Origin of the sequence: Blautia sp. HCN-20427 (assembly GCF_037890365.1) — a bacterium.
In the GTDB taxonomy this organism is placed as follows: Bacteria; Bacillota; Clostridia; order Lachnospirales; family Lachnospiraceae; genus Blautia.
The window spans coordinates 43,982-67,064 of the sequence record NZ_JBBKBX010000005.1 but is presented as its reverse complement, the minus strand read 5'-3'; the positions used below and the strand labels follow the sequence as shown (position 1 = coordinate 67,064).

Genomic DNA, 23,083 nt, shown 5'->3' with positions numbered 1-23,083 from the left:
ACCGTTACGGGTGATACTAAACCTGTAGCGGCATTTTTCTTTATTTAGGAGAGTCTGAGTTGATAAGCCAAACTTCAAAGGTACTGCCTACATGAAGAGTAGAAAGCACATGGATAAAACCATATTGTCGGCTGATAATGTCTTGTGCCAGATGCAGCCCAACACCAACTCCCGGAAAGTTTTTGACAGAAGGAGAACGGTAGAAGCGTTGGAAAAGTTTTGGGATTTCCGATTCTTTGATGCCGATACCGGAATCAGTGATTGCTATTTTGGTATAGTTTTCCAGGGTAAAAAGTTCTATGGAAATATGTCCGTTTTCATTCGTGTATTTTACAGCATTATCCAGGATATTATACAGCGCTTCGGAAGTCCATTTGGGATCATGATACGCCTTAAAGTCTTCTGAATAATTAAAAGTTATTTGAATGTTCTTCTGATCAGCCGCTAAGACGATATTTTCCAGAGCCATGAGAATGGTGTCACCAATCGTTTGATAACTTGGGGATAGTTTTATCACACCTGTTTCCAAACGGGATATTTTTACAAGGGAAGAGATTAAAAATTCCAGCTTGTTCAAATGTGCGGTATTTGTGTGAAATAAAGTCTTTAGTTCCTGCGGTTTTGTAATGGCTTTTTCCATAGCGGACTCTGTCAGGCACAGCGTAGTCATGGGGGTTTTTAACTGATGAGAAATATCAGAAATTAGCTGCTGGAGCTGTACCTTTTCGGCATTTACAGAGTTTTTTGTGTTTTCCAATATACTGTACAATCTTCCTAAATGATGATTGATCTGTGATAGTAAAGTTTCGTCATACTTTTCATCAGGGGAAAAATAGGTTCCTTCAATCATACTGTCCAATGTTTTATGAAGTTCACGAGTAAACAAGGTGAGCTTGTGGAAAATCGTACAAAAGAGAATAAATACACAGATAAGCAGAAGGAAAGTGAAAACGGTAAAAAGTAAAAATACTTTAGGATCTGATGTAAGTGTACGCAATATGATACAGGTTCCTGAAAATATCAATAGAAATAGCAGGGAAACTATAATATATATTTTTTTTAAAGAAAATGTTTTTTTCATATCAGTCACCTATCCACATATATCCAGTTCCATAGATTGTTTTTATATAACGATGCCCGCTGGCTTCGATTTTCTTTCGGAGTCTGCTAATAGCAGTATTTAGGGAAGTATCACCTACAAAGTTTTCGGAGAAATCCCAGAGATGCTCAAGAAGCTGATCCCGCTTTAAAATATGCTTTTTATTCACAATAAAATATTGCAGAATACGGTACTCCAAAGGGGATAATTCCAGGGGAACTTTGTCCAGTGTCGCAGTCATTTGCGAGAAATTGATGCAGAGATTACCGTCTTCATATATGGTTTCCTTTTGTTTTTCTGTGATATATTTTGTTAAAACAGCTATTTTCTTTTGTAAGACGACAGGTGAAAAAGGCTTTGTAATATAGTCATCAGCACCCAGGTCAAATCCTTTCACTATGTCATTTTCTAAATCATTTGCGGTTAAAAAGATAATACTGGCATTTGATTTTTCTTTCAACTCTGAATATAATTCAAATCCATTTCCGTCAGGAAGGTTAATATCCAAAATCAGAAGAATGTAATGATACTGTTTTAAATATTTAAAGGCTTCTTTTGCATTATATGCAGAGTCAACAGTATAGCCCGCTGTCCGCAAGTTATAAGCCAGGGTATTATTTAAGGAGAAATCATCTTCAATAATTAAGATACGGTGCATAGTTTCCCACTCCTTCTGTTCTAAATTTCTAAGTTTTTCTATACCATAAAGAGCGTTTACGGTTTTCAAGATGTATTATAATTGTAAAAAATGCAAAAGTAAATAATGATTTTTTCAGATAAAATATTTTTTTAAATGCACTAATTGTAATAATTTGGTAAGAATCTACGGATATACTGATAAGAAAAAATGGGAGGTACTAGATATGAAATGTAAAAAACTAGGGGTACTTTTGGCAATGGTTTTGGTAGGTGTTTCTGTATCGCCATCATGGACGGTATCGGCAGCGGAATCCCAGGATTTACCGCAACAGGTTCTTGATATTTCGAATGGTTCAGATGAAATTTACGGACCAGGCGCACCCATTGAGCATGTAGAAAATCCGGATGAGCGCTTTAGCAGCGGCGGGGTAGATCATACACACCAGTATATCGTATCGAATGCCTTGAAGATTTTAAATAACGATAAAGGTGCCAGTATATTAAACACAAAGGCTGCTGTGATATGCGAATATACAGATTGGCCGGACGTATTAGGAAATGAAACAGATTATGGCACGTTTGCAGGACATTTCTATGATCCAGATACCGGAAAAAACTGGATGGGACAGAAAAATCCTACAGCACGAACCAGAGCAGAAACCTATTATCAAAGTGCAGTTGCAGCATATAAAGATGGATATACAGATAAGGCTATGGAATACTTAGGAAAGGGAACACATTATGTATCAGATTTGAATGAGCCACATCATGCTTCCAATCTGACAGCAGTAAATAGTAATCACTCAGATTTTGAAAAGTATGTGGACAAACACCGTACAGAATATACCATAGCAGGGAATAGTTTTGGCACAAATGTTTATAGTAGTGCTGAGAATACAGCAGTAGGAGATATGCTTTATAGTGCTGCAAAAGATGCTAAAGCATTGGCTGGACTGGCACAGAATAAAGATACCTATAGCTCAGCCGGAAATCAGTCCGTTCAAAATGCAATAAAGACAGTAAGCAAGTATATTTACAAATTTGGTAAGGAAGTAGGTATTTACTAAATAAGATGATTTGTGGTGACGTCACACTTTAAAATCATAAAATATCAAGGAAAGGAGGACGGGACAATGAAAGAACTGGAAAAGAAAATGCAGAACGAAAACTTTGATGTAGAAGTACAGTATTGTGATCCAGATGATTGCTGGCATGATTGCCAAACAGCACCAAATTATTGCAATGCGCATATTATGGAGATCTGGTAGGACGGAGGAATGTTATATGGAAAAAATGGAGAAAAGAATTCAGGAAGAATTCAGGAAGAATTGTTTGATGTAGAAGTACAGTATTGTAATCCAGATGATTGCTATCTTGATTGCCAAGATGCAGCAAATCACTGCAATTATCATTTTACAACCATGTTTTAATTAACAGGAATTTAATTAGTGAATTATATAGAAGGAAACTTTTTACTAAGGTAGGGAGTCTCCTTCTTTTCTTTGAAAATTTTTTGCAATGTAATAATTGGGTAAGAACTAGATATTATGATGAAATAAAACAAGGAGAGGTGAGAAACATGGAATTGGTGAAAACATCAGATTTAAAAAAGTATTACCGTAATGGAGAGATTTGTGTAAAGGCATTAGATCATGTCAATCTTTCTGTTGAAGAAGGCGAGTTCATAGCTGTTGTTGGACCGTCAGGCTGCGGCAAGACAACATTATTAAATATGCTGGGCGGATTGGATAATCCGACAGAGGGAAGCGTTCTGATACATGGAAAAGATATAACAAAAATGAAATCGGAAGAACTGACGGTGTATCGAAGAAAGCATATCGGATTTGTATTTCAGAATTATAACCTGCTTCAAACACTTAATGTAAAAAGTAATATATTGTTACCGCTTTATCTGGGAAACAGTAAAATTGATGAAGTATATTTTGAAGAAATTGTAGAAATCCTGGGTATTAAAAATAAGCTGAAAAATTTACCAAACACCTTATCAGGTGGACAGCAGCAGAGGGTTGCCATTGCCAGGGCAATGATCACGAAGCCGGATATTGTCTTAGCAGACGAGCCGACAGGAAACCTGGATAGTGAATCAAGCGAAGAGGTTCTTAGGCTGCTTAGGGAGTCAGGGGAGCGTTACAATCAGACGATTATCATGATAACCCATAGTAAAGAAATTGCAGAAACGGCATCAAGGATTATAAGAATGAGAGATGGTAAAATCGTATGAGTAATGAAAAGAAAATAATCAAAGAAATGGTTCAGGGAAATTTGAAAGTACATAGGAAGAGAAATCTTCTTCTTGTATTGGCGATTACGTTAACTACCATTTTATTTACATCCGTATTGGAAATTGGATTTGGCGGTATGCAATCCATCCAGGAAACACAGTTAAGACTTTCAGGATTAAAAGCAGATGCAGAGCTTCGATATTTAAATAAAGAACAGTTTCAGAAAGTTCAAGACGCAGATTTATTTGAAAGTGTCGGAGGAAGGATTCCGATTGCATTTCTGGAAGGAGAAACAAAGAGGCCTATTGAAATAGACTATCTGGATAAAACAGGTATGGAAGCGTATTACCTTTCATTGGAAGAGGGGAAGATGCCGGAAGATGAGAAAGAAGTGCTATTATCGGAGCAAGCATTGGAAGAACTGGGGATAGAAAAAGAAATAGGAAGTCATGTTCCGGTATCTTTTACACTGAGAAATCAGGAATATAAGTTTGATATGCGATTGGCAGGTTGGTATACGGGTAATTCTAAGGTCGATTTTTTAATTGTATCAGAAGCATTTTTAGAACATAATCCTGAAGTGACAGAGAATACTTATGATGATGATAAAGAAGTATCAGGAACGTATTATGCAAGCGTTTGCATGAAGAACACAAAGGATATTGAGCAGAACCTTAAAGCGTATGTGAAAAGCCTTGGAGGACAAACAGAGGATTCTAATGGAAGAGAATATATTCACATAGCAGTGAACTATGTATTATATTCAGAAGATGGAAATACGGGAACTATTCTTTCACTATTCTTTTTCGCAGCTTTATTTGTTTTATGTGGATATTTGCTGATTTATAATATTTTTGATATAGGTGTTATGCAGGATATCCAGCAATTTGGAATAATGAAAACGATTGGAATGACAGGTAAACAGATTAAGCAATTAATGAGAAGACAGATGTTTCTTTTATCTCTTATAGGTATTCCAGTTGGTTTGCTTCTGGGATATGGACTAGGTGTACTTTTGTTACCAGTTATTCTGAAAAATTGGGAATATAGTGAGGAAGAAATTACCATTGTACAATCAGTGCATCCAGCTATTTTTATTTTAACAATTATCTTTGTATTGATTACAGTATTTTTAAGCATGAGAAGACCTTCCAAAAAAGCGGCAAAGTATTCTGCAATTGAAACAGCAAAATATACAGAGATAAAGAAAAAAACTGCAGAAAAGGATATTCGATCCATTAAGAACATAGCAAAGAGTAATTTGCAAAGAAACAAAAAGAGAACGATTTTAGTGTTTACTTCTCTTATATTAAGTATTATATTTGTCAACTCTTTGTGGATTATCTCTAATAGTTTTGATGAAGAAAAATATATTAATGCACAAATGCGGAGGGATTATTTAATTGCATCTAAAGATACTTTAAATCCGAGTGTTGGATATGTTAGATCTTCGGCAGCATTGAATGAAGAAGCTATAGAGCAAGTAGAGAAAAATTCTATAGTCCGAAATGCTACTAGACTATATAAAAATACAGTAGATAATTCTGACATAAGTTTTGAATGGGGCAGTGAAGGCGTTGAAATAAAAGAATATATGCCCAATGTAGAAGTTGATGGAGTAATTACGAATGAAGCAATAACAAACTATGGACAGGTAACATTATCAAAAGACGAAAAAGCATTATGTAATGTGTGCGGTGTTTCTGAAAATTTTGTTGATAAAATGGAGATTTTAGATGGGGAAAAAAATATTGTTACCATTAAAGAAAAATTAAAAAGTGGAGATTATATTTTAGTTGCCGTTTTCAAAACTACAAAAGGTACTTATAGCAGTGATAATTTAGAAAATTCACCGGATATTGGGGAAACAGTAACGATTTATAAGAACGGAAAACCATTAAAAAAAGTAGAAGTAATATCTCAAATTTTGGTAATAGATTCAGAGCAAATATCAGGTAGTAGTGTAACTGGTGATGATACTATTTTAGGTCCTTGGCTTTATTTAGGAGAAGGTTTATTTAAAGAATTGTATGGAAAAGGTAATTTAGTGAATTATTCTTTTGATGCAGATGAGAAAGATGCTCCTGCTGTGCGAAGAATGTTGAATCAGATTTCACAAGAATTTGCTGATGTAGGATTTGAAACTACAGAGCAAAGGCACTCCGAAATCGAAAACTACAAAACACTGATTAGAATTTTATGTGTCTTAATCGGAGGAATTTTAGGTGTAATTGGAATTGTAAATCTTGTGAATATTATTTTTACAAACCTAATTGTGCGAAACCGAGAATTAGCAACATTTAGAAGTATAGGTGCAACAAAGAAACAGTTGCGTGAACTGATTATAAGGGAGAGTGTAGGATATGTTTTTTATGCTGCAATTGGTGGATTTATACTTGCAACACTAATCGGTATGACAGCAGTCATGGGTATTTGTTCTTCTATTTGGCTTTTTACTTTCCAATTTACATTACTTCCGGCAGCCATCGTCATAGTGTTGTATTTAATAATAGCTGTTATTGCTTCTGAGGCAGGGATTTATTTTTGGGAAAAAGGAAGTATTACAGAACGCCTCAGAAATCTGTAGATAAGATGATTTACAGCATAAAAGTGCTGATAAACCAAAATATAAGCGAAAGGAGGCGGATAATATGTTAGAACTTGAAATGAAAATGCAGGAAGAACCTTTTGATGTAGAGGTTCAGTATTGCGATCCAGATGATTGTGCCCATGATTGTTTGACAGCACCTGGACATTGTAACACACATTTCACTTCAGTATTGTAAGGAGGTACGTAACCATGAAAGATTTAGAAAAGAGAGTTCAGGAAGTTGTATTTGATGTCGAAGTGCAGTATTGTGACCCAAGTGATTGTTATCACGATTGTTACGGTGAAGGCGTTAACAATTGCGATGCCTATATGACAACAATCTGGTAAGACGGAGGAATGCTATATGGAAAAAATGGAGAAAAAAATCCAGGAAGTTGTATTTGATGTTGAAGTGCAGTATTGTGATCCAAGTGATTGTTATCACGATTGCAAACATGAAGGTGTCAATAACTGTGATGCCTATATGACAACAATCTGGTAAAGAACGAAAAATTACAGAAAAAGATTCTTGTTTTAAAGGCAAGGATCTTTTTCTGGTTTAGGAGCAGATTTATTTTCCTACAGGGACACTTTTGTATTTATACATATTTTTCTAGCGTAATAATTTGGTAAGATTTTGTAAGTATACTAATTCTATAAGAAAGGGGGAAAGCCAAATGAATATTACATTTTGGGTAACTGAAAGATGCAATTTAGCTTGTAAATACTGCTATGTACATAAGCAGCCAAAAACAATGACATTGGAAACAGCAGAACAGACAATTAAATATTTTACTGATAAATTTGATGCAACTGTTGCTGCAGGAAAACGGATTAATGTGGCTTTACATGGTGGTGAGCCATTACTGAATTTTGACGTTATTCGGTATATTATAAAAACCTTAAAAGAACGGTATGATGGTCATATTATTTTTACAATGACAACAAATGGAACAGTGTTTGAGAAGGATATTTATGATTTTATAAAGGGTAAGGTACAGATTTCTGTAAGCATTGATGGAAATAGGAAAACAAATGATACAAACCGTATTTATCCAAATGGTGAGTCTTCCTTTGATAAAGTAGTGGAAACCTTAAAGTTTTTAAAAGAGCAAGGTGAATACATCCGGGTCAGAATGACTGTCAATAAGGAAACCCTTCCGGCTATGGCTGAAAATTATATTTATCTGGATCAGATGGATATGGGAGTAGTAACTTTTGCATTAGATGCCGGGGCTGCATGGAACCAGCAAGATATGCAGATATATTATGAAAACTACGAAAAAATCATGGAATACATGATAGAAAAAGATAAAAAAGCAGCACAGTATTTATTATTCAATATTAAAGAGGCAACCTTCAGAAGACGTACTGGCTGTGACGGTGGAACAAATACATTCCATATATCTGCGGATGGTGGAATTTACCCATGTGCATTAGCTGCGGATAAAGTGGATTATTGGCTGGGAGATGTTTGGAAAGGATTACAACCGGAAAAACTGGAGGCTCTCCATAAGATTAACGAAATTCCGGTGACAGGGTGTGGAGATTGTACATTTAAACAGAATTGCTCCAGCCAGGTATGTAAACTGATTAATAAAGCATATACCGGAGATTACTACACTGTTTCTGCTTTCCAGTGCAATGAAAGAGATATTGTTTATCGGATTTATAAAAAGTATAAATATATATTGGAGGGATTCCATGTATAGTCCTAAAGTGGCAGTTGTAGACTCCGGTGTAGATACACAAAATCAGGAAATTATGCAGCATGTAATTCAGGGATTCTCTTTTCAAAAAAGTGCAGAAGATAATGGAATTGTTGAAGAGGGAAATTTTGATGATGTTTTTGGTCATGGAACCAACTGCATTGATTGTATCTTACAATTTGCAGAGCAGACACAATTTTATCCTATAAAAATTGTAAATGAATTAGGAAAAACGACCAGTTCTTTACTGCTTGCCGCATTAAAAAAGTGCAGGGAACTACAGGTGGATCTCATCTGTTTGAGCCTTTCCGTAACACAAATTCTTGATCCTGCTATGGAAAAGGAATTGAGGGACATTTGTAATGACTTGGAAAAACAGGGAAAGATTATCTGTACTTCGGAATGTAATAATGCAAAGAATACCATACCGGCAATTTATAAAAGTGTGATTGGTGTGGGGAAATTATTACCAGATGCAAAGAAAAAAATTCTTGTAGACAGGGCGGCAAACGTTCAGGTTCTGGCGGATATTTCACCGATATTTGTTGCAGGAAAATCCGGACGATATAATTTTTTTAAGGGAACTTCAAAGGGAAATGCTTATGTGGCAGGTATTCTGGCCAGAGCTATGCAAACAGCACCGAATATAAAAAGCGTACAGGAGGCATTAAACATACTGGAAAAGACAGATGATCCTTTAGAAGAAATTGATTTAGAGTGTGTAGGAAAGCTCCAGACTGATGAAGTGGGACAGATGATTTTGGAAAAAATACACAGGAGATTGTTAGAGTTTGGCTGCACATCTTCCCTTGGCGAAATCAGCAGGTATCCATTTCTTTCCCAAATTACAGGAGTGAATTTCTTTAATTTTTATGATTTTATCAGCGGGATATATGGGGAATTGAAAATTACGAAACCGGATTATCATGCCATAAAAGTAGGTGATGCTTGTACCCTGTATAATCTGGTTGAACATTTAAGAAGGAATATGTGTTATGAAGAAAAAGAATGTTGTTTTGGAGCAGATACGAAAGTATAAATGGGGTTATCTGTTTGGAATTATATTGGTAGCTATGGACGCCATAGTGACTTATATTTATCCTCAGTTAATTACCAATATTCTGGATAAGGCAGTTCCGGCAAAAGATCCAGGAGCGGTTATTACCAATGTTGCATATATGGCTATATGCCAGCTTGTATCTATTACAGTAGCATTGGCATTGAGTTATCTGTTTTGCAAAATGTCAAATGGTTTTATTGTTAAAATCAAGTTATTGTTGATACAAGCAATGTTTCAGGTTGATGGGAAGGAAATAGAGAAGAAATCAAATCTGTTTATGACCAGCATGAATGCAGATGTTAATAATATAGAGATGCTCTCTTCCCGTATGCTTTCTGATTTGCTGATACAAATTGTGACTGTGATTATTACAGCGGTAATCCTGATACAGATTAATCCGGTTATCTTTTGGTTTATGCTTTTGATTTATCCGATTCTTATTGCTATTCAGATTTTCTTCAACAAAAAAATCATGAGCCAGTCCAGAAAAGTAATGGGAAAAATGGATGTTGGAAATGGTCTGATTAAGGAGTTTGTAAGCAACCTTTATGAGTATCTGGCGTTAAATGGAAGAAATTACTATATAGACAAATTTTGCAGGAACGAAACTTCTTTGCGAAATGAAATCCTAAAGCAAAATATGTTAATGGCCTATAACCGTTCAGTACCGCAGCTCATTAGTACCACTACTTTTTTGATTGTACTGGCAATCAGTGGTGTTATGGTGATTAAGGGACAGGTACAGTTTGGAGAGCTGACAGTGATTATTATGTACACACAAAGAATGTTTAATCCGCTGTCCTCAATCATGCTTGTAATTGGACAGTTCCAAAAGGCAAAAGTATCAATGGACCGAATTAATGAGATTGTGGGGTGAAGCAAATGGATATATCAAAAATTGAAATAAAAGATGTAAATTTCAGTTATAAAGATGTAAAAGTATATAGAAAAAATTTGAATATGTATCTTGAGAAGGGCTCTATTTATCTGATTAAAGGGAAAAATGGTTCAGGAAAAAGTACACTGGCTGGTATCTTGTTAAAAATCTGGAATGACTTTTCAGGAACTATATTGTTAGATGGGAAAAGCATTACTAATCTTTCCAGGGAAATACTTACAGAAACAATAGGAATTTGTTTTCAAAAGCCGCCGATTTTTCGTGACACTATAAGAAATAATATTGCTCTTAATGATTCTATTCCGGTAGAAAAATATATTTCTTTATTATCATTTTATAAAGATTTGGAAGAAATGGGGCGTACATTAGAGTCGGAGCTTATTGATACTGGAAGCGTTTCAGGTGGGCAGGCACAGAAAATTGGTATTATCCGGACAGTATGTAGAGAACGTTCTGTATATATTTTTGATGAACCTACATCAAACCTGGATAGTGTTTCTAAAAAAGAATTTTATGATATTATAGAACACTTGAAACAGAATAGCATTGTTATTTTATTTTCGCATGAAGCGGATGCAGAAAAAAATGCAGACTTTATCATTGAGTTGTAAAGGAGGGAACCAGATATGTATATGAGAAGTCCAAATGCAAAAGTTTTAGTACGTGAAGAAAGAGTTGTTTTGTGTAACACCAGAAACGGAGGATTTGTAAAAACCTCAGAGGCTTATTTTCAGTATCTTGAAAAATATCTGGAAGAGAACAATGGGGATTTTACCATTGAGGAAGAAGATACTGTGGTAAAGAAAAATGCCTATAAGTTATTTCAGAAACTGTGCCGGATTCATTTTTATATTTCGCAAGAACAGATGAAAAATGAGATAACCTATCCGTATCAGATCGTATATCTTTCTTTGACCAATAGGTGTAATCTAAGATGTAAACATTGTGTGGCGTCTGCTTGTATAGAAGAAGTAGATCACATGAATACGGAAGACTGGAAAAAGGTGATTGTTCAGGTGTTGGTTTTAAATCCAGAACAGATTAACCTGACAGGTGGGGAACCGTTAATCCGTCCTGATTTCTGCGAGATACTGGAATATTTAAGGGCAAATTATAAAGGTGCAATTACCTTGTCTACAAATGCGTTACTGCTGAATGACCGGCTTATGGAAATCATTAAAAAGAATGTTGATGGTGTTTCCGTCAGTCTTGATGGTTTTGATTCCTATAGCTGCACAAAAGTGCGAGGAGAAGGGATTTATGACCGGGTGATTGCTGGGATCAAAAAATTAAAAGAAGCTGGAATGGAAAAAGTATCTGTTTCCATGCTGGAAACAAAATATACCTATGGACATGATCAGGATTTTTATAAATTATGTGAAGAGTTAGATGTAAAACCATTGATCCGAAGATTTGCTCCTTCAGGAAGAGGAGAAGAGAACCAAAGAGAATTGCTTCCACCAATGGAATACATAGAAAAATTGGAAAAGCAGCATTTAAGATGTGCATTATGTCAGCCTGGTAAAAAGGAGTTAAATATCAGTGAAAACGGAGATGTATATCCTTGTGCTCCACTTAGCAATTTGGAAAATCTTTTTATGGGAAATCTGCTGGAAACACCAATTACAGAAATTATTGAGAACCCGGCATGGAAAGAGGAATTGGAAAAGTTAAGACCTTGGAGAATGGAAAAATGTAAGGATTGTGATGTGAATCTGTTCTGTCATTCTTGTATCAATTTTACTCTGGGAATGCAGAGCGACGAGGAAATCTTCCAGAAGTTTTGTGAAAAACAAAAAGGACATTTAGAAAAATTATTATGGGGGAATTAGTTATGAAGAATAGAAAAAGACTTTTAAAAACAGTAGGTTTATTAACAGCGGCTACAGTGATGACAGTATCTTTAAATGCAGAGAGTGTTCTTGCTTATTCAACAGGGGAAGAGGCTGCTATTGTGGCTTCTGAGGAAGATCCATACGAAAATGTTACGAAAATCAATTTGAAGGATATGTTTAATCAGAACCAGGAGGATTACTACGTTTATTTTTATATGGTTCAGTGCCCGTTTTGCAATCAGGTAAAAGATAAAATGCTGAATTTTGCGGCAGAAAATGATAATGTATATTTTGTAGATTATGCTTTAAGAGAAAATCGTCCTTTACAAAAATATAACTGGACAGCAACACGCTCCAAATATAACAAAAAGATAGGATATGTGGACAGTGATGGAAACAAGGTATTTTTACCGGGCGAATCGGAAGAAAAATACCAAAATATGAAGAATGATTACGGAAAGCGAATGCGTTTTAATTTTGTGACCATTACCCCAGACGATATTCCTGCTTTTCCTGGGTCACAGGTAGGAGATATTTATACAGATATTCAGACACCGGAAATTGACTATGCTTCTATTACAAATTATGAAGATATGCTGATTGCAGGTGTTCCAGCATTATATCGAATTACGAATGGAAAAATTACAGAATTTTATTTTGACTCTGTAGAAATAGAGGAGTTTTTCAATAGCATAGGAAGGTGAGATTATGGATATAAAGGAAATCTTAAACCCTATATGGTTATGGATTTATAAAAACTAAAAATTCTAGGATGGAGGAAGTAATAGCATGACTATACTTGAAACAAAGGAATTGAAAAAATATTATGATTCCGGTGAATATATTACAAAAGCTTTAGATGGGGTTTCTTTAGAGATAGAAGAAGGTGAATTTGTTGCTATTGTTGGCGCTTCAGGGAGTGGAAAATCTACATTATTAAATATGATTGGTGGATTAGACATACCAACTTCTGGGAGTGTTTTAGTAAAAGGCAAAAAAATAGGACAATTAAATGAAGAAGAACTAACGGTTTTTCGCAGAAGGAACATTGGCTTTGTTTTTCAAAATTATAATTTAATTCCAACATTAAATGTTTATGAAAATATTGTCTTTCCAGTGGAATTAGACGGAAATGATATAGATAAAGATTTTTTGAACAAAATTGTTACAATTTTGGGCATTGATAAAAAATTGGAGAATCTTCCTGGAAATCTATCAGGTGGGCAACAACAGAGGGTTGCAATTGCCAGAGCTTTGATTACAAAACCGGCTATCATCTTGGCTGACGAACCGACAGGAAATCTTGACACACAATCAAGTCTTGAAGTAATGGGCTTATTGAAACAAACAAGTCAGCGATTTTGTCAGACTATTGTTATGATTACGCATAATATGAATTTGGCTCAAATGGCGGATAGAATTATTAGAATTCAGGACGGGAAAATTATAGACGCATAATGGGAGGGAATGCGGTGTATTTGACTAGAAATAAAAAGTGTATCTTTAATCTTGCAAAAAAGAATTTTGGAAAAAGTAAAACACGAAATATAATTACTATTTTGGCAATTATACTAACCACTATGCTATTTACTTCTATGTTAACAATCTGTACGGGAACATATCAATCAATACAGACTACTATGCAGATGCAAAAGGGAAGTAAAGCAGACGGAGATATAAGATATTTAACAAAAAATGAGTTTGAGCAGTTGCAGGAAAATAGCAACATAAAAGTTAGTGGTTGTCGAAGACCGATAGGATTTGCAAGTAATACAAAGAATCATAATGTTGAAATTGATTATATGGATCAAATAGAGCAAGAATTAACTTTTAATAGGCCAACGCATGGGAAAGCACCGAAAAAGGCTAATGAAATTGCTACTACAGATAAAGCATTAGAAAGTTTAGGAGTAACACCCAAAGTAGGAGAAAAGGTCAGGATAGAATTTGATTTAAGAGAAGAGCATTATGTTTATGAAATGACAGTTTCCGGATGGTGGGAAGCTAGAAATTCACAAGTTAGTGTATTGCTAGTGTCAGAGGAGTTTATGAATAAAAATGAATCTTTGTTTCCCTATACATACGATGAGGACATGGAATATGCTGGAACGTATTTCTCAGAGGTGATTTTTGAATCTAAAAAGAACGTGGAGCAACAAATAAATAAGATCATTGAAGGTTTTAACGAGCAAAAAGGAAAAGATGTTGTATCTGGTGCAGTGAATTCAATTACAAATCCACAATTGGATTTTTCTGTGATTGGCGCAGTGATTATCTTTATAGTTTTATTTATTTTGGCAGGCTACTTGCTTATTAATAATATTTATTCTATTTCAGCTATGCAGGATATAAAAAATTATGGACTACTTAAAACTATTGGTACGACACAATCTCAGATTGCATTACTTGTTAAAATCCAGACATTGTGGTTACTTGTGCTAGGAATACCAGTTGGTTTAGTTACAGGGTATTTTATCGGTAAATCTATTTTACCGTTTACAGTGAATACTATTGCAAGTGAATATTTAAAAACAGAAATAGTAATAGCACCAAATCCGTTGATTTTTGTTGTGGCAACGATATTTACGATTGCAACGGTTAAAATAAGTATTGGTAAACCATTACGTACTATATCTAAAATTTCCCCATTGGTAGCTATAAAGGAAACGGGAATAAGAAAAAATAAGAAAAAGAAAAAAACGCATAAATTTAGCATAATTAAAATGGCAAATGATAATTTTAGAAGAAACAAAAAAAGAAGTATTTTTATTGTTATATCTATTGCATTATGTTGTGTGTTTTTTAATTCAGTTTTTATTCTGGCAAATAGTATTAGTATAGAAAAAGGGGTTGGATTACAAAGTGCTGCGGATATTGAAATCGGAAGTGGTAATCTATTTAATAATTTAAAAGGTTATACACGACATAGTGATGGTTTAGAACCCCAAGTAATAGATAGCATTAAGGCAAACTTTAAAATTAATGCGGAAGGGATTATATATAAAAATACATTAGATGATTTAAACGTTACATTTGATTATAATGCACCAATACAAGATGAAATTATATCTGAAAATGGAGTGAAGATGGTAGCTACAGAAAATGGGCGTGTAATACTGGGAAATAATAATTTTCCAATTTGTAATGTCTATGGAATAGATGAAAATGTTTACCAGAGAATGAATTTAGTAGACTCTATTGCAGGTATAGAGCAGAATAGTATTTTTCATAAAATGGAGCAAGAGAATTTCTTGATAGAAGCATTGCCAGTTTCACGTACTTCAAAAGATACGAGAGAATTTCAATGCAATTTAGGTGATAAAATAAAGGCTTTTGTTGATGGTGAGGAAAAACTTTATACGGTTATTGCACATGCGTATGTTAGCCCGACAGAATATGAGGCTCCTAATATGACGACAGGTATAAATATTGTTGGAGGAGATGCACCGATGTTCTACCTTTCCTCAAAATCATTTGTAGATTTATATCAAAATCCAACAATCATGAATTATACATTCAATGTCGATGAAAAAAATATGAAACAAATTTCATCGGAGATTGAAGTATTCGTTGAAAATTTTGAAGGAAAAGTTGGATTTAATTCTGCTGAGTTGATAAAACAGGATATGGAAAGTATGAAAAATACAATTTATGCAGTGGGAATTGTTGTTAGTTGTATTATTGGAATTTCAGGTCTTATCAATTTTTTGAATTTAACAATTGCAAATATTTTGAGTCGGAGAAGAGAATTTGCCATAATGGAAAGTGTGGGAATGAGCAAAAAACAGATTAAAGTTTTGATAACAGGAGAAAGTCTGCTATATTCTGTTTATGCAGCTCTTTTAGGCTTAGTGTGTTCGTTAGTATCGGGATTTTTATTGATTGGTCCGATTTGTAAAGATACATGGTTTATGCATTTTGATATGGTAATATGGCCAGCTATTCTTATAGGTGGAAATATTGTTATACTAACAATATTTTTACCTAAATTATTATATAAGGTATTTAGCAAAGGCAGTATTGTAGAAAAACTTAGAATTGAGGGATAGGATATTTAAGTTTATTAAATATAAAATTACTTGGAAAGGAGGCGAAAGAGTATGAGGATTTTAGAGCAAGTAATACAGGAAGAAACATTCGACATCGAAGTGCAGTATTGCGATCCAGACGAGTGCCTACATGATTGTATACACTCAGGAACTAATAACTGCGATGCAATTATTACCGGTTGGAGGTAGAAGGAGGCCATTATGAAGGAAATGGAAAAAGTAGTACAGGAAGAAACATTTGAAATCGAAGTACAGTATTGTGATCCTGATGATTGTCTGCACGATTGTATACACTCAGGAACTAATAACTGTGATGCAATTATTACCGGTTGGAGGTAGAAGGAGGCCATTATGAAGGAAATGGAAAAAGTAGTACAGGAAGAAACATTTGAAATCGAAGTACAGTATTGTGATCCTAATGATTGTCTGCATGATTGCATACACTCAGGGGTCAATAACTGTGATGCAATTATTACCGGTTGGAGATAAAGGAGAGTCATTATGAAGGAATTAGAAAAAATGGTACAGGAAGAAACATTTGAAATTGAAGTACAGTATTGTGATCCTGATGATTGTCTGCATGATTGCATACACTCAGGGGTCAATAACTGTGATGCGATTATTACCGGTTGGAGATAGGAGTTATTATGGAGAAATTAAAAAGAACAGTACAGGAAGAAATATTTGAAATTGAAGTACAGTACTGTGATCCTGATGACTGTTTACACGATTGTATGGAGAGTGGATACAATAACTGTACAGCAGTAGTAACTAGCTGGTGGTAAAACTTGCAAATACAGACAAAGGCAGTTTAGAAAAAGGCACTAGGTAAGAATTTTCTGTTATCTAGTGCCTTTTTAATACAAAGGGAGAGAAACTATGTATCCATTTCTAGTTGAAAATATGGCAGATGAGGAAGCCCATATACAAAATTTAAACATTGAGGTAAATTCCAAAGAAGTTTGCTATTTTATGTGTGGGGAAAATTTTGGACGGATACTTTTTGAAATCTTTTGCGGATATAAAAAACCAAAAACAGGAGAGATATTTGTATGTAATAAAGACTGGCTTGATTTGGACGAAAATAGTCGTTCTCTTTTAAACAGGCGCTTGTTTGGAATAGCGGCAGAAGAGTTTCCGCTGATTGAATTTATGACGGTTGAAGAAAACATTTCTATGCCAAGTCTGTTAGATGGAGATAAATCCAATATAGAGGAATTGGTTAAGGCTTTTGACATAGGCCACTTATTACAAAAATATCCTTCGGATCTTAATCATAGAGAAAAAATGAGATGTATCTGTGCGCGTGCCTTTTCTGGAGGCAGAAAGGTTGTTGTGATATTCGATTTATTCAAAAGAATGCAAGAGCAGAGTAAGGCAGATCTTGCAATACTTACTTATCATGCAGCAAAAAGTTTGGGGATAGCTGCTCTTTACATAAGTGAAGATTTAGACGAAAATTATGGCGCCTATGATCTTATATACAAATACCGACCTGAGAAAAAGGAATTTTCTATTATTGATTATCGCGCATGAATGGAACTGTAGAAATGGAATGTGATAGAGAATGTAGACTGCTGTTAAATGATTTGAATGGTATTCTTTCTGAACAATGTTTGGAACAAAGAGTTAGGTGCAGGTATTTGAATAATCCGGTGCAGGAGTTGGCAGAGTGTATCAATCAACTACTGGATATTTGTGAGAGGGCAGTAACAAGGACACTGGATATAGAAAATGATTATCGTACTATGCGGGCGGAACTGCAGAGCAATATCCGAAATCCGCTAAGCTGCATAAAAACAAGTTGTTTTCTGATCAATTCACTTGCAGAAAAGGAAAATATCCAGTCTGAAAAGCTCCGAGAGTATCTTCAAATTATGGAAAAGGCAGCGGAGGATATAGAGAGTGCATTAAAATAACTGATAATTGAAGAAGTGCTGGGCGGGGAGTTTTCGTCCAGTATTTCTTTCTGGAATGAGAAAAGTTGAATTTACAAATCAAGAGGAGGCATACACATGAAGTATGTTTTTCCAGAATATAAAGAGAATGTAGTGTTGGGCAACGGGAAATTACAGTTAAATCCAATGTCCTATCAGGTTATCTACGAAGGAAAGGAGATAGACCTGACACCCAGGGAATTTGAAGTTTTATATCTACTGGCTTTAAAGCCAAACTGGGTAATGCCAAAGACAAATATTTATCATTCTGTATGGGGTATTCATTATCATGATGATCAGATACCATACAGAACAGTAGAATATGTGATATGGAAGATAAGAAAAAAGATGGGACATGATATTATCGAAACGTTGGTCAATGTGGGGTATCGGTTGAAAAAGTTATAGTTTTTGGGAGATATAATTGAGATGAAATAGTATGTTATTATTAATGGAGGATTTATTACATGAACAGAAATAAGAAAAGTGCAAAACAGTATCACCAATCTGTAATTACTGCTTTAGAGAAAAAAGTAAATGACATGAAAGATTCCGCTTATTCAGGATTGTATAGTGAAATAGCATTTATCATTGGAATAGCAGTTATCATGATAGATACCTTTTTTCCACCAGAGGAAACGAAAGTTAATTGTGTATGGAAAATAATACTGATAGCTGTATCTATAGTCTGTATGCTTTATTTCGCCAAAAAAGTGAAAACAGTGAATGAAGTGGAAGAAGAGAAAAAGTTTTGGCCGAACTTTTTTATTCAATGGGCAACAAGTTTAGGATATATAAACATGCCTGTAGCTGTGATAGCTATTTTGGTAACCTTTGATAAGGGCAAAGCATGGACATTATTTATGATGGGGGTTGCTGTAATTCTGACAGGTTTAACTTTAATAGAAGCACTTGTAAAAACTTCTAAAATTTTAAAAAAAGAAAATGTTGGTAAGCGGAAATAAGATTGATTAAAAAAATTGAGGTAAAAGGTAGACGGTGTATTTGATATTATTTACATCTTTTTGTTGAAATTTGATAATCATTTTTGGTGATGAATATTACATCATTATTATTCCAATCTGCTGGAAAATACAGATAAAAGGATTATGGATATTTATCTTGAATTCGGATTTGAAAGCCAATGGACGTTTAACCAGGCGTTTCAGCAGAAGTATGGGAGGACACCTAGCAAATATCGAAAAATATGGTGGGATAATTGAATATTATGAGAGTTGCAGAGAATATATAGGGAAATATTATTTGCGGTTTGAAAGAATTTGGAGCGGATATGCGATTTAGCGCATATCCGCTTTTGACATTGTAGAAAAGATTTTTGTTTTGAACGGTTACGTTGGTAGACAGTAATATTTTTATATGGAAGATGTGAAAAAACAAAACTATTAATATTCTAACAAAAATTACATAGACAGTCGATTTTATTACATGAATAAAATTTCAAGAAATAAAAGGTGTATTATCTAAAATGTAAGGAACAGAAGAAAATAATTCAACCATTTCAATTTAGAATTAGTATCTGTACTGTACAAAATTGATTTATGAAAGGAGAAATAATTATGAGTGAAATGAGAAATCCTATTACAAGAGAAGAAAACTTTAGCAATCCAGCTGGTAACGTTATGATGGAGCTGCAGGAAGCAGATTTAAACAAATTTGTAGCAGGAGCTGGTGAAACCAGAAATTCCGGCGGAGTTTTATGTACAAGTACAGCAGAATGCTATTTTGGTACTTTGCTGAAACCTTGCTGCCCTAAGAAATAAACACAGGTGTTGATAAAGAGGGTAAGCGTTAATTGAAGTTTGTGCAGTACAGATACGAATTGTGAGTTGAAATGGAAAGCAGAATGGGGTGTTTAAGAACATGAATACTGAGAGAGCATCATATTTTACAGAAAGAAGTTATACAACATCAGAAGCAGAAAATAAAAAAGATATATTTGAATATTGGAAAAAGATTTTAGGAGAAGATACATTAAGAGTTGCTGAGAAATGTTATGGTATTGATTTAGTAAAAGTTTTAAATTCTGAAAATTATGTATGTGAAAACAATCACGTGATGTCAGAAATGGAAAAGGTAAAAATAGAATTATTTGAAAAACCAATCAATTATAACTATTCCGGATTCAAAGGAGAAAAATTGGCATTTGATAATTTTTTTATACCTTTAATCAATTACGGAATAGACATATTAAAAAATGGAACAAGTCTTTTTTTGACGGATTCTATTATAGATACATACGCAAATACCTTATTAGAGAGATTAGGGAAGATCAGTCTTGGAATATTAATGTTTGAAATGTATCTTTGTAAGAAGACGGGAAAACTGAATGGAAGAAATTCAGAGGAAGAATACGATTATTATAATAATAATTTTTTAAGTAAGAAATCGTATAAACAGGAGCTTTTCAATATATATCCATGTTTACTACGTTCAGTTACAGAAACCGTAGAAAACTTATCTTCTTATTATGTACTTTTATTAGAAAGACTTAATAAAGATAAAAATGAAATTGCGAATAAATTTTGTGGAGGTTTAGAATTTAAAAATGTAGTTGAAATAAGTTCTAATATCTCGGATTCTCATAAAAAAGGGAATGGGGTAAGTATTCTTAAGTTGGATAATGGCACTAAAATTGTGTATAAACCACGTTCATTAAAAATTGAAAAAGTGTATTTCGATTTTCTGGGAAAGATAAATGCTGGTTGTAAATATGAGATGTATGAACCAAAAATATTAGATTGTCAGGAGTATGGTTGGGAGGAATTTGTATATTATAAAAGTTGTAAAACAGAGGATGAAATCAGACGGTATTTTTATAGATTTGGAATATTGATTTTCGGTAGTTATATTCTTAATACAAATGATTTACATGAAGAAAATGTGATTGCCGCAGGAGAATATCCAATTATTATAGATGCAGAAACTATACTAGATAACCGTAGAAGAGGGAGAACAAATTCTGCAAAGGAGGAAATAAATTATATCCTTCATGAGTCAGTATTATACTCAGGTTTATTGCCACACTATAGGTTTTCAAATTTGGGCCAAGGCGTAGATATGAGTGCAATTAAAGGTAGTGAGGGAAAGGAATATCCTATAGTTATTCCTAAAATAGCGGATTTATGTACTTCAAATATGAGATTTGTATATGAACATCCTACAACTGGAGTAAATCAAAATCTTGTTAAATTAGATGGAGAAAATGTATCAGCATTTCATTATCTAAAAGAAATAAATGCAGGATTTGAAGATGCGTATAAATATGTTTTGGAGAACAAAGAAAAGTTTCTTGAATATGCCGATATGTTTGGTAATTTAAATATTCGCCATTTAGTTCAGGATACCCAAAGATATTCTATGTTATTACACACATCTTTTCATCCGGATTTTATGCAAGATGGAAGAGATAGACAAATGTTTTTGTGTAGTTTATTTAAACAGTATGAAGCTACACAAGGAGATAAAGGTGTTGTGAAATGTGAGATAAAAGACATGTTAAACATGGACATTCCATATTTTTATCTCAATACATCAGGTAAATCTCTTTTCGGATCAGAAGGTGAGAAAATCGAAGACTATTTTGAATATACCAGTTTGGAACACTTAAAGAAAAAGATAGTATTGTTAGATGAAGATGATTTAAAAAGGCAATTAATGTTCATGAATATTATTCTGACAGAGATAAACGAATTTCAGGTTGAGGATAAAAAGATAGAGCTTCAACAAATGAAAATGATTCCGCACAGAGAAAAAAATAAGGCTCATCTGTTAAAAGCTGTTCAGAAATTGGCTGATTCTCTTATAAAAACTGCTGTTTTTAATAAAGATAGAACAGAAGTTAATTGGATTGGTGTTACTCTAATAGGAAATGAAGATGACTGCTCATGGGATATAAGACCACTTGGTACCTATTTATATGAAGGAATGTCTGGGCTAGCAATTTTCTTTAACGCATTGTATACTGTTGATCCCCAAAAGGAGTACCTTATTATATGCAATGCGATTGAAAAGGAATTATTTACATACACAGATGAGATGTGTGAACGAAATGAGGGAATAGAAAATGAAAGCAGTGGCGCCTTTGGTGGAGAAGCGTCTATAATGTACACTTATGAGGTACTGTATAAAATTACAAATAAAGAAAAATATTTGGATTATGCAAAAAAGCACTATAAAATATTAAAGAAAGCGATTACCAGAGATAACAGTTTTGATCTTGTCTATGGTAATGCAGGCGCAGTTATTACATTGATCAATATGTATCAGCTAACCGGAAATAAAGAGTATATCGCTTCGGCAGAAATAGCAGGAGATATAATAGTAAATGCTCAGGAAAAGGAAGGCTCTATTAAAGGCGGATGGAATGGAGATGGAAGAACTTCGCCGTTAGCGGGATTTTCACATGGAGCATCTGGAATAGTTTTAGCACTGGCAAAACTATGGCAGGTGACTCAGAAAGAGGAGTATTTATTATCACTGCTCGATGGCATTAAATTTGAAAATTCTTTATTTGTGAAAGAAAAAGGAAATTGGAAAGACGAAAGGGTATATGCAGGAGAAAAAGCATCTGATGGAGGAAGTTTTACCGTTGCTTGGTGTCATGGCGCTGCAGGCATATTGCTTAGCCGATCTAAAGTAAATGTCATATTGAATGGGCGGTATTCGGATTTGATAGAAAATGATATAAAAGTAGCAGTGAATACAATTTTAAAAGAGGGAATTTTAGGAAACAATTGTCTATGTCATGGTAATTTAGGTAATACAGAAATTTTATTTGAATATTTAAAAGACCATTCAGATAAAAAGATAGAAAAATATTATGTAGATATTCGTGATATTATTGCTGAGAATGTATGTAATGGTGTATTTGATTGCGATAATGCGTATCTATATGGATATAAATTGCAAGGATTTATGACAGGACTATGTGGCATGGGATATTCTTTGCTGCGAGATATAAAAAAAGATTTACCTTGTGTAATTGCTCTGGAAGTCTAAAATGA

28 protein-coding genes are annotated in these 23,083 nt (G+C 34.1%); 26 read left to right on the top strand and 2 right to left on the bottom strand.

Annotated features, from left to right (window positions below; genetic code table 11):
• Positions 1-40: 40 nt before the first annotated feature.
• Together WKT17_RS04420 and WKT17_RS04415 are read right to left on the bottom strand one after the other, a co-directional pair.
• Positions 41-1,081, bottom strand: a complete 1,041-nt coding sequence (locus WKT17_RS04420) for a sensor histidine kinase (RefSeq protein WP_117738824.1) — start codon at positions 1,079-1,081, stop codon at positions 41-43.
• A 1-nt stretch (position 1,082) separates the two neighbouring features.
• Complete coding sequence (locus WKT17_RS04415) at positions 1,083-1,757, bottom strand: response regulator transcription factor (protein WP_117738823.1); 675 nt, start codon at positions 1,755-1,757, stop codon at positions 1,083-1,085.
• 205 nt (positions 1,758-1,962) lie between these two features.
• Between WKT17_RS04415 and WKT17_RS04410 the strand changes: the two genes are divergently transcribed.
• From WKT17_RS04410 to WKT17_RS04285, 26 genes are all read left to right on the top strand, one after another.
• Positions 1,963-2,805 (top strand): zinc dependent phospholipase C family protein, encoded by an 843-nt coding sequence (locus tag WKT17_RS04410; protein WP_117738822.1) that lies wholly within the window; start codon positions 1,963-1,965, stop codon positions 2,803-2,805.
• Between the two features lie 66 nt (positions 2,806-2,871).
• Positions 2,872-3,006 (top strand): hypothetical protein, encoded by a 135-nt coding sequence (locus WKT17_RS04405; RefSeq protein ID WP_264466054.1) that lies wholly within the window; start codon positions 2,872-2,874, stop codon positions 3,004-3,006.
• Positions 3,007-3,317: 311 nt separating this feature from the next.
• Positions 3,318-3,980 (top strand): ABC transporter ATP-binding protein, encoded by a 663-nt coding sequence (locus WKT17_RS04400; RefSeq protein WP_117982747.1) that lies wholly within the window; start codon positions 3,318-3,320, stop codon positions 3,978-3,980.
• A complete protein-coding gene (locus tag WKT17_RS04395) occupies positions 3,977-6,568 on the top strand; it encodes an ABC transporter permease (protein ID WP_118697759.1) in 2,592 nt (863 codons plus the stop codon). The genes WKT17_RS04400 and WKT17_RS04395 overlap by 4 nt, the downstream gene beginning before the upstream one ends.
• Before the next feature lie 64 nt (positions 6,569-6,632).
• Positions 6,633-6,767, top strand: a complete 135-nt coding sequence (locus WKT17_RS04390) for a hypothetical protein (RefSeq protein WP_340271874.1) — start codon at positions 6,633-6,635, stop codon at positions 6,765-6,767.
• A gap of 14 nt (positions 6,768-6,781) precedes the next feature.
• The gene (locus WKT17_RS04385) at positions 6,782-6,919 is read left to right on the top strand and encodes a hypothetical protein (protein WP_158581118.1); all 138 of its coding nucleotides are present in this window, start codon (positions 6,782-6,784) and stop codon (positions 6,917-6,919) included.
• A 16-nt stretch (positions 6,920-6,935) separates the two neighbouring features.
• On the top strand, positions 6,936-7,073 hold the full coding sequence (locus WKT17_RS04380) for a hypothetical protein (RefSeq protein WP_158581117.1): 138 nt from the start codon (positions 6,936-6,938) through the stop codon (positions 7,071-7,073).
• Positions 7,074-7,248: 175 nt separating this feature from the next.
• On the top strand, positions 7,249-8,283 hold the full coding sequence (locus tag WKT17_RS04375; protein ID WP_117738819.1) for a radical SAM protein: 1,035 nt from the start codon (positions 7,249-7,251) through the stop codon (positions 8,281-8,283).
• Positions 8,276-9,319 (top strand): S8 family serine peptidase, encoded by a 1,044-nt coding sequence (locus WKT17_RS04370; RefSeq protein WP_158581116.1) that lies wholly within the window; start codon positions 8,276-8,278, stop codon positions 9,317-9,319. The genes WKT17_RS04375 and WKT17_RS04370 overlap by 8 nt, the downstream gene beginning before the upstream one ends.
• Positions 9,276-10,217: an ABC transporter transmembrane domain-containing protein gene (locus WKT17_RS04365; RefSeq protein WP_117738817.1), complete on the top strand. Its 942-nt coding sequence runs from the start codon at positions 9,276-9,278 to the stop codon at positions 10,215-10,217. The genes WKT17_RS04370 and WKT17_RS04365 overlap by 44 nt, the downstream gene beginning before the upstream one ends.
• Positions 10,218-10,222: 5 nt before the next feature.
• Positions 10,223-10,849 carry an ABC transporter ATP-binding protein gene (locus WKT17_RS04360; protein WP_147330228.1) on the top strand — a complete coding sequence of 209 codons (627 nt, stop codon included), beginning with the start codon at positions 10,223-10,225 and terminating at the stop codon, positions 10,847-10,849.
• Positions 10,850-10,864: 15 nt separating this feature from the next.
• On the top strand, positions 10,865-12,070 hold the full coding sequence (locus WKT17_RS04355; protein ID WP_117689867.1) for a radical SAM/SPASM domain-containing protein: 1,206 nt from the start codon (positions 10,865-10,867) through the stop codon (positions 12,068-12,070).
• Positions 12,071-12,072: 2 nt separating this feature from the next.
• Positions 12,073-12,777: a hypothetical protein gene (locus WKT17_RS04350; RefSeq protein ID WP_117738816.1), complete on the top strand. Its 705-nt coding sequence runs from the start codon at positions 12,073-12,075 to the stop codon at positions 12,775-12,777.
• Between the two features lie 85 nt (positions 12,778-12,862).
• Positions 12,863-13,531, top strand: coding sequence for an ABC transporter ATP-binding protein (locus WKT17_RS04345; RefSeq protein WP_117689869.1), 669 nt, complete (start codon positions 12,863-12,865; stop codon positions 13,529-13,531).
• Positions 13,532-13,545: 14 nt separating this feature from the next.
• The gene (locus WKT17_RS04340; RefSeq protein ID WP_158581115.1) at positions 13,546-16,122 is read left to right on the top strand and encodes an ABC transporter permease; all 2,577 of its coding nucleotides are present in this window, start codon (positions 13,546-13,548) and stop codon (positions 16,120-16,122) included.
• A gap of 210 nt (positions 16,123-16,332) precedes the next feature.
• A complete protein-coding gene (locus tag WKT17_RS04335) occupies positions 16,333-16,461 on the top strand; it encodes a hypothetical protein (protein ID WP_340271873.1) in 129 nt (42 codons plus the stop codon).
• Between the two features lie 12 nt (positions 16,462-16,473).
• Complete coding sequence (locus WKT17_RS04330; protein WP_158555575.1) at positions 16,474-16,611, top strand: hypothetical protein; 138 nt, start codon at positions 16,474-16,476, stop codon at positions 16,609-16,611.
• A 12-nt stretch (positions 16,612-16,623) separates the two neighbouring features.
• The gene (locus tag WKT17_RS04325) at positions 16,624-16,761 is read left to right on the top strand and encodes a hypothetical protein (protein ID WP_158555574.1); all 138 of its coding nucleotides are present in this window, start codon (positions 16,624-16,626) and stop codon (positions 16,759-16,761) included.
• Between the two features lie 8 nt (positions 16,762-16,769).
• Positions 16,770-16,907: a hypothetical protein gene (locus WKT17_RS04320; protein WP_158555573.1), complete on the top strand. Its 138-nt coding sequence runs from the start codon at positions 16,770-16,772 to the stop codon at positions 16,905-16,907.
• A 94-nt stretch (positions 16,908-17,001) separates the two neighbouring features.
• Positions 17,002-17,658 (top strand): hypothetical protein, encoded by a 657-nt coding sequence (locus WKT17_RS04315; RefSeq protein WP_117689874.1) that lies wholly within the window; start codon positions 17,002-17,004, stop codon positions 17,656-17,658.
• A gap of 107 nt (positions 17,659-17,765) precedes the next feature.
• A complete protein-coding gene (locus WKT17_RS04310) occupies positions 17,766-18,041 on the top strand; it encodes a hypothetical protein (protein ID WP_117689875.1) in 276 nt (91 codons plus the stop codon).
• A gap of 96 nt (positions 18,042-18,137) precedes the next feature.
• Positions 18,138-18,467 (top strand): winged helix-turn-helix domain-containing protein, encoded by a 330-nt coding sequence (locus WKT17_RS04305; protein ID WP_117689876.1) that lies wholly within the window; start codon positions 18,138-18,140, stop codon positions 18,465-18,467.
• Between the two features lie 59 nt (positions 18,468-18,526).
• A complete protein-coding gene (locus tag WKT17_RS04300) occupies positions 18,527-19,024 on the top strand; it encodes a hypothetical protein (protein WP_117689877.1) in 498 nt (165 codons plus the stop codon).
• A gap of 93 nt (positions 19,025-19,117) precedes the next feature.
• Positions 19,118-19,282 carry a helix-turn-helix domain-containing protein gene (locus tag WKT17_RS04295; protein WP_117689878.1) on the top strand — a complete coding sequence of 55 codons (165 nt, stop codon included), beginning with the start codon at positions 19,118-19,120 and terminating at the stop codon, positions 19,280-19,282.
• A gap of 354 nt (positions 19,283-19,636) precedes the next feature.
• A complete protein-coding gene (locus WKT17_RS04290; RefSeq protein ID WP_055056069.1) occupies positions 19,637-19,840 on the top strand; it encodes a plantaricin C family lantibiotic in 204 nt (67 codons plus the stop codon).
• 100 nt (positions 19,841-19,940) lie between these two features.
• Entirely contained in the window at positions 19,941-23,078 is a 3,138-nt protein-coding gene (locus WKT17_RS04285) for a type 2 lanthipeptide synthetase LanM family protein (RefSeq protein ID WP_117738813.1), read from the top strand.
• Positions 23,079-23,083: the final 5 nt, after the last annotated feature.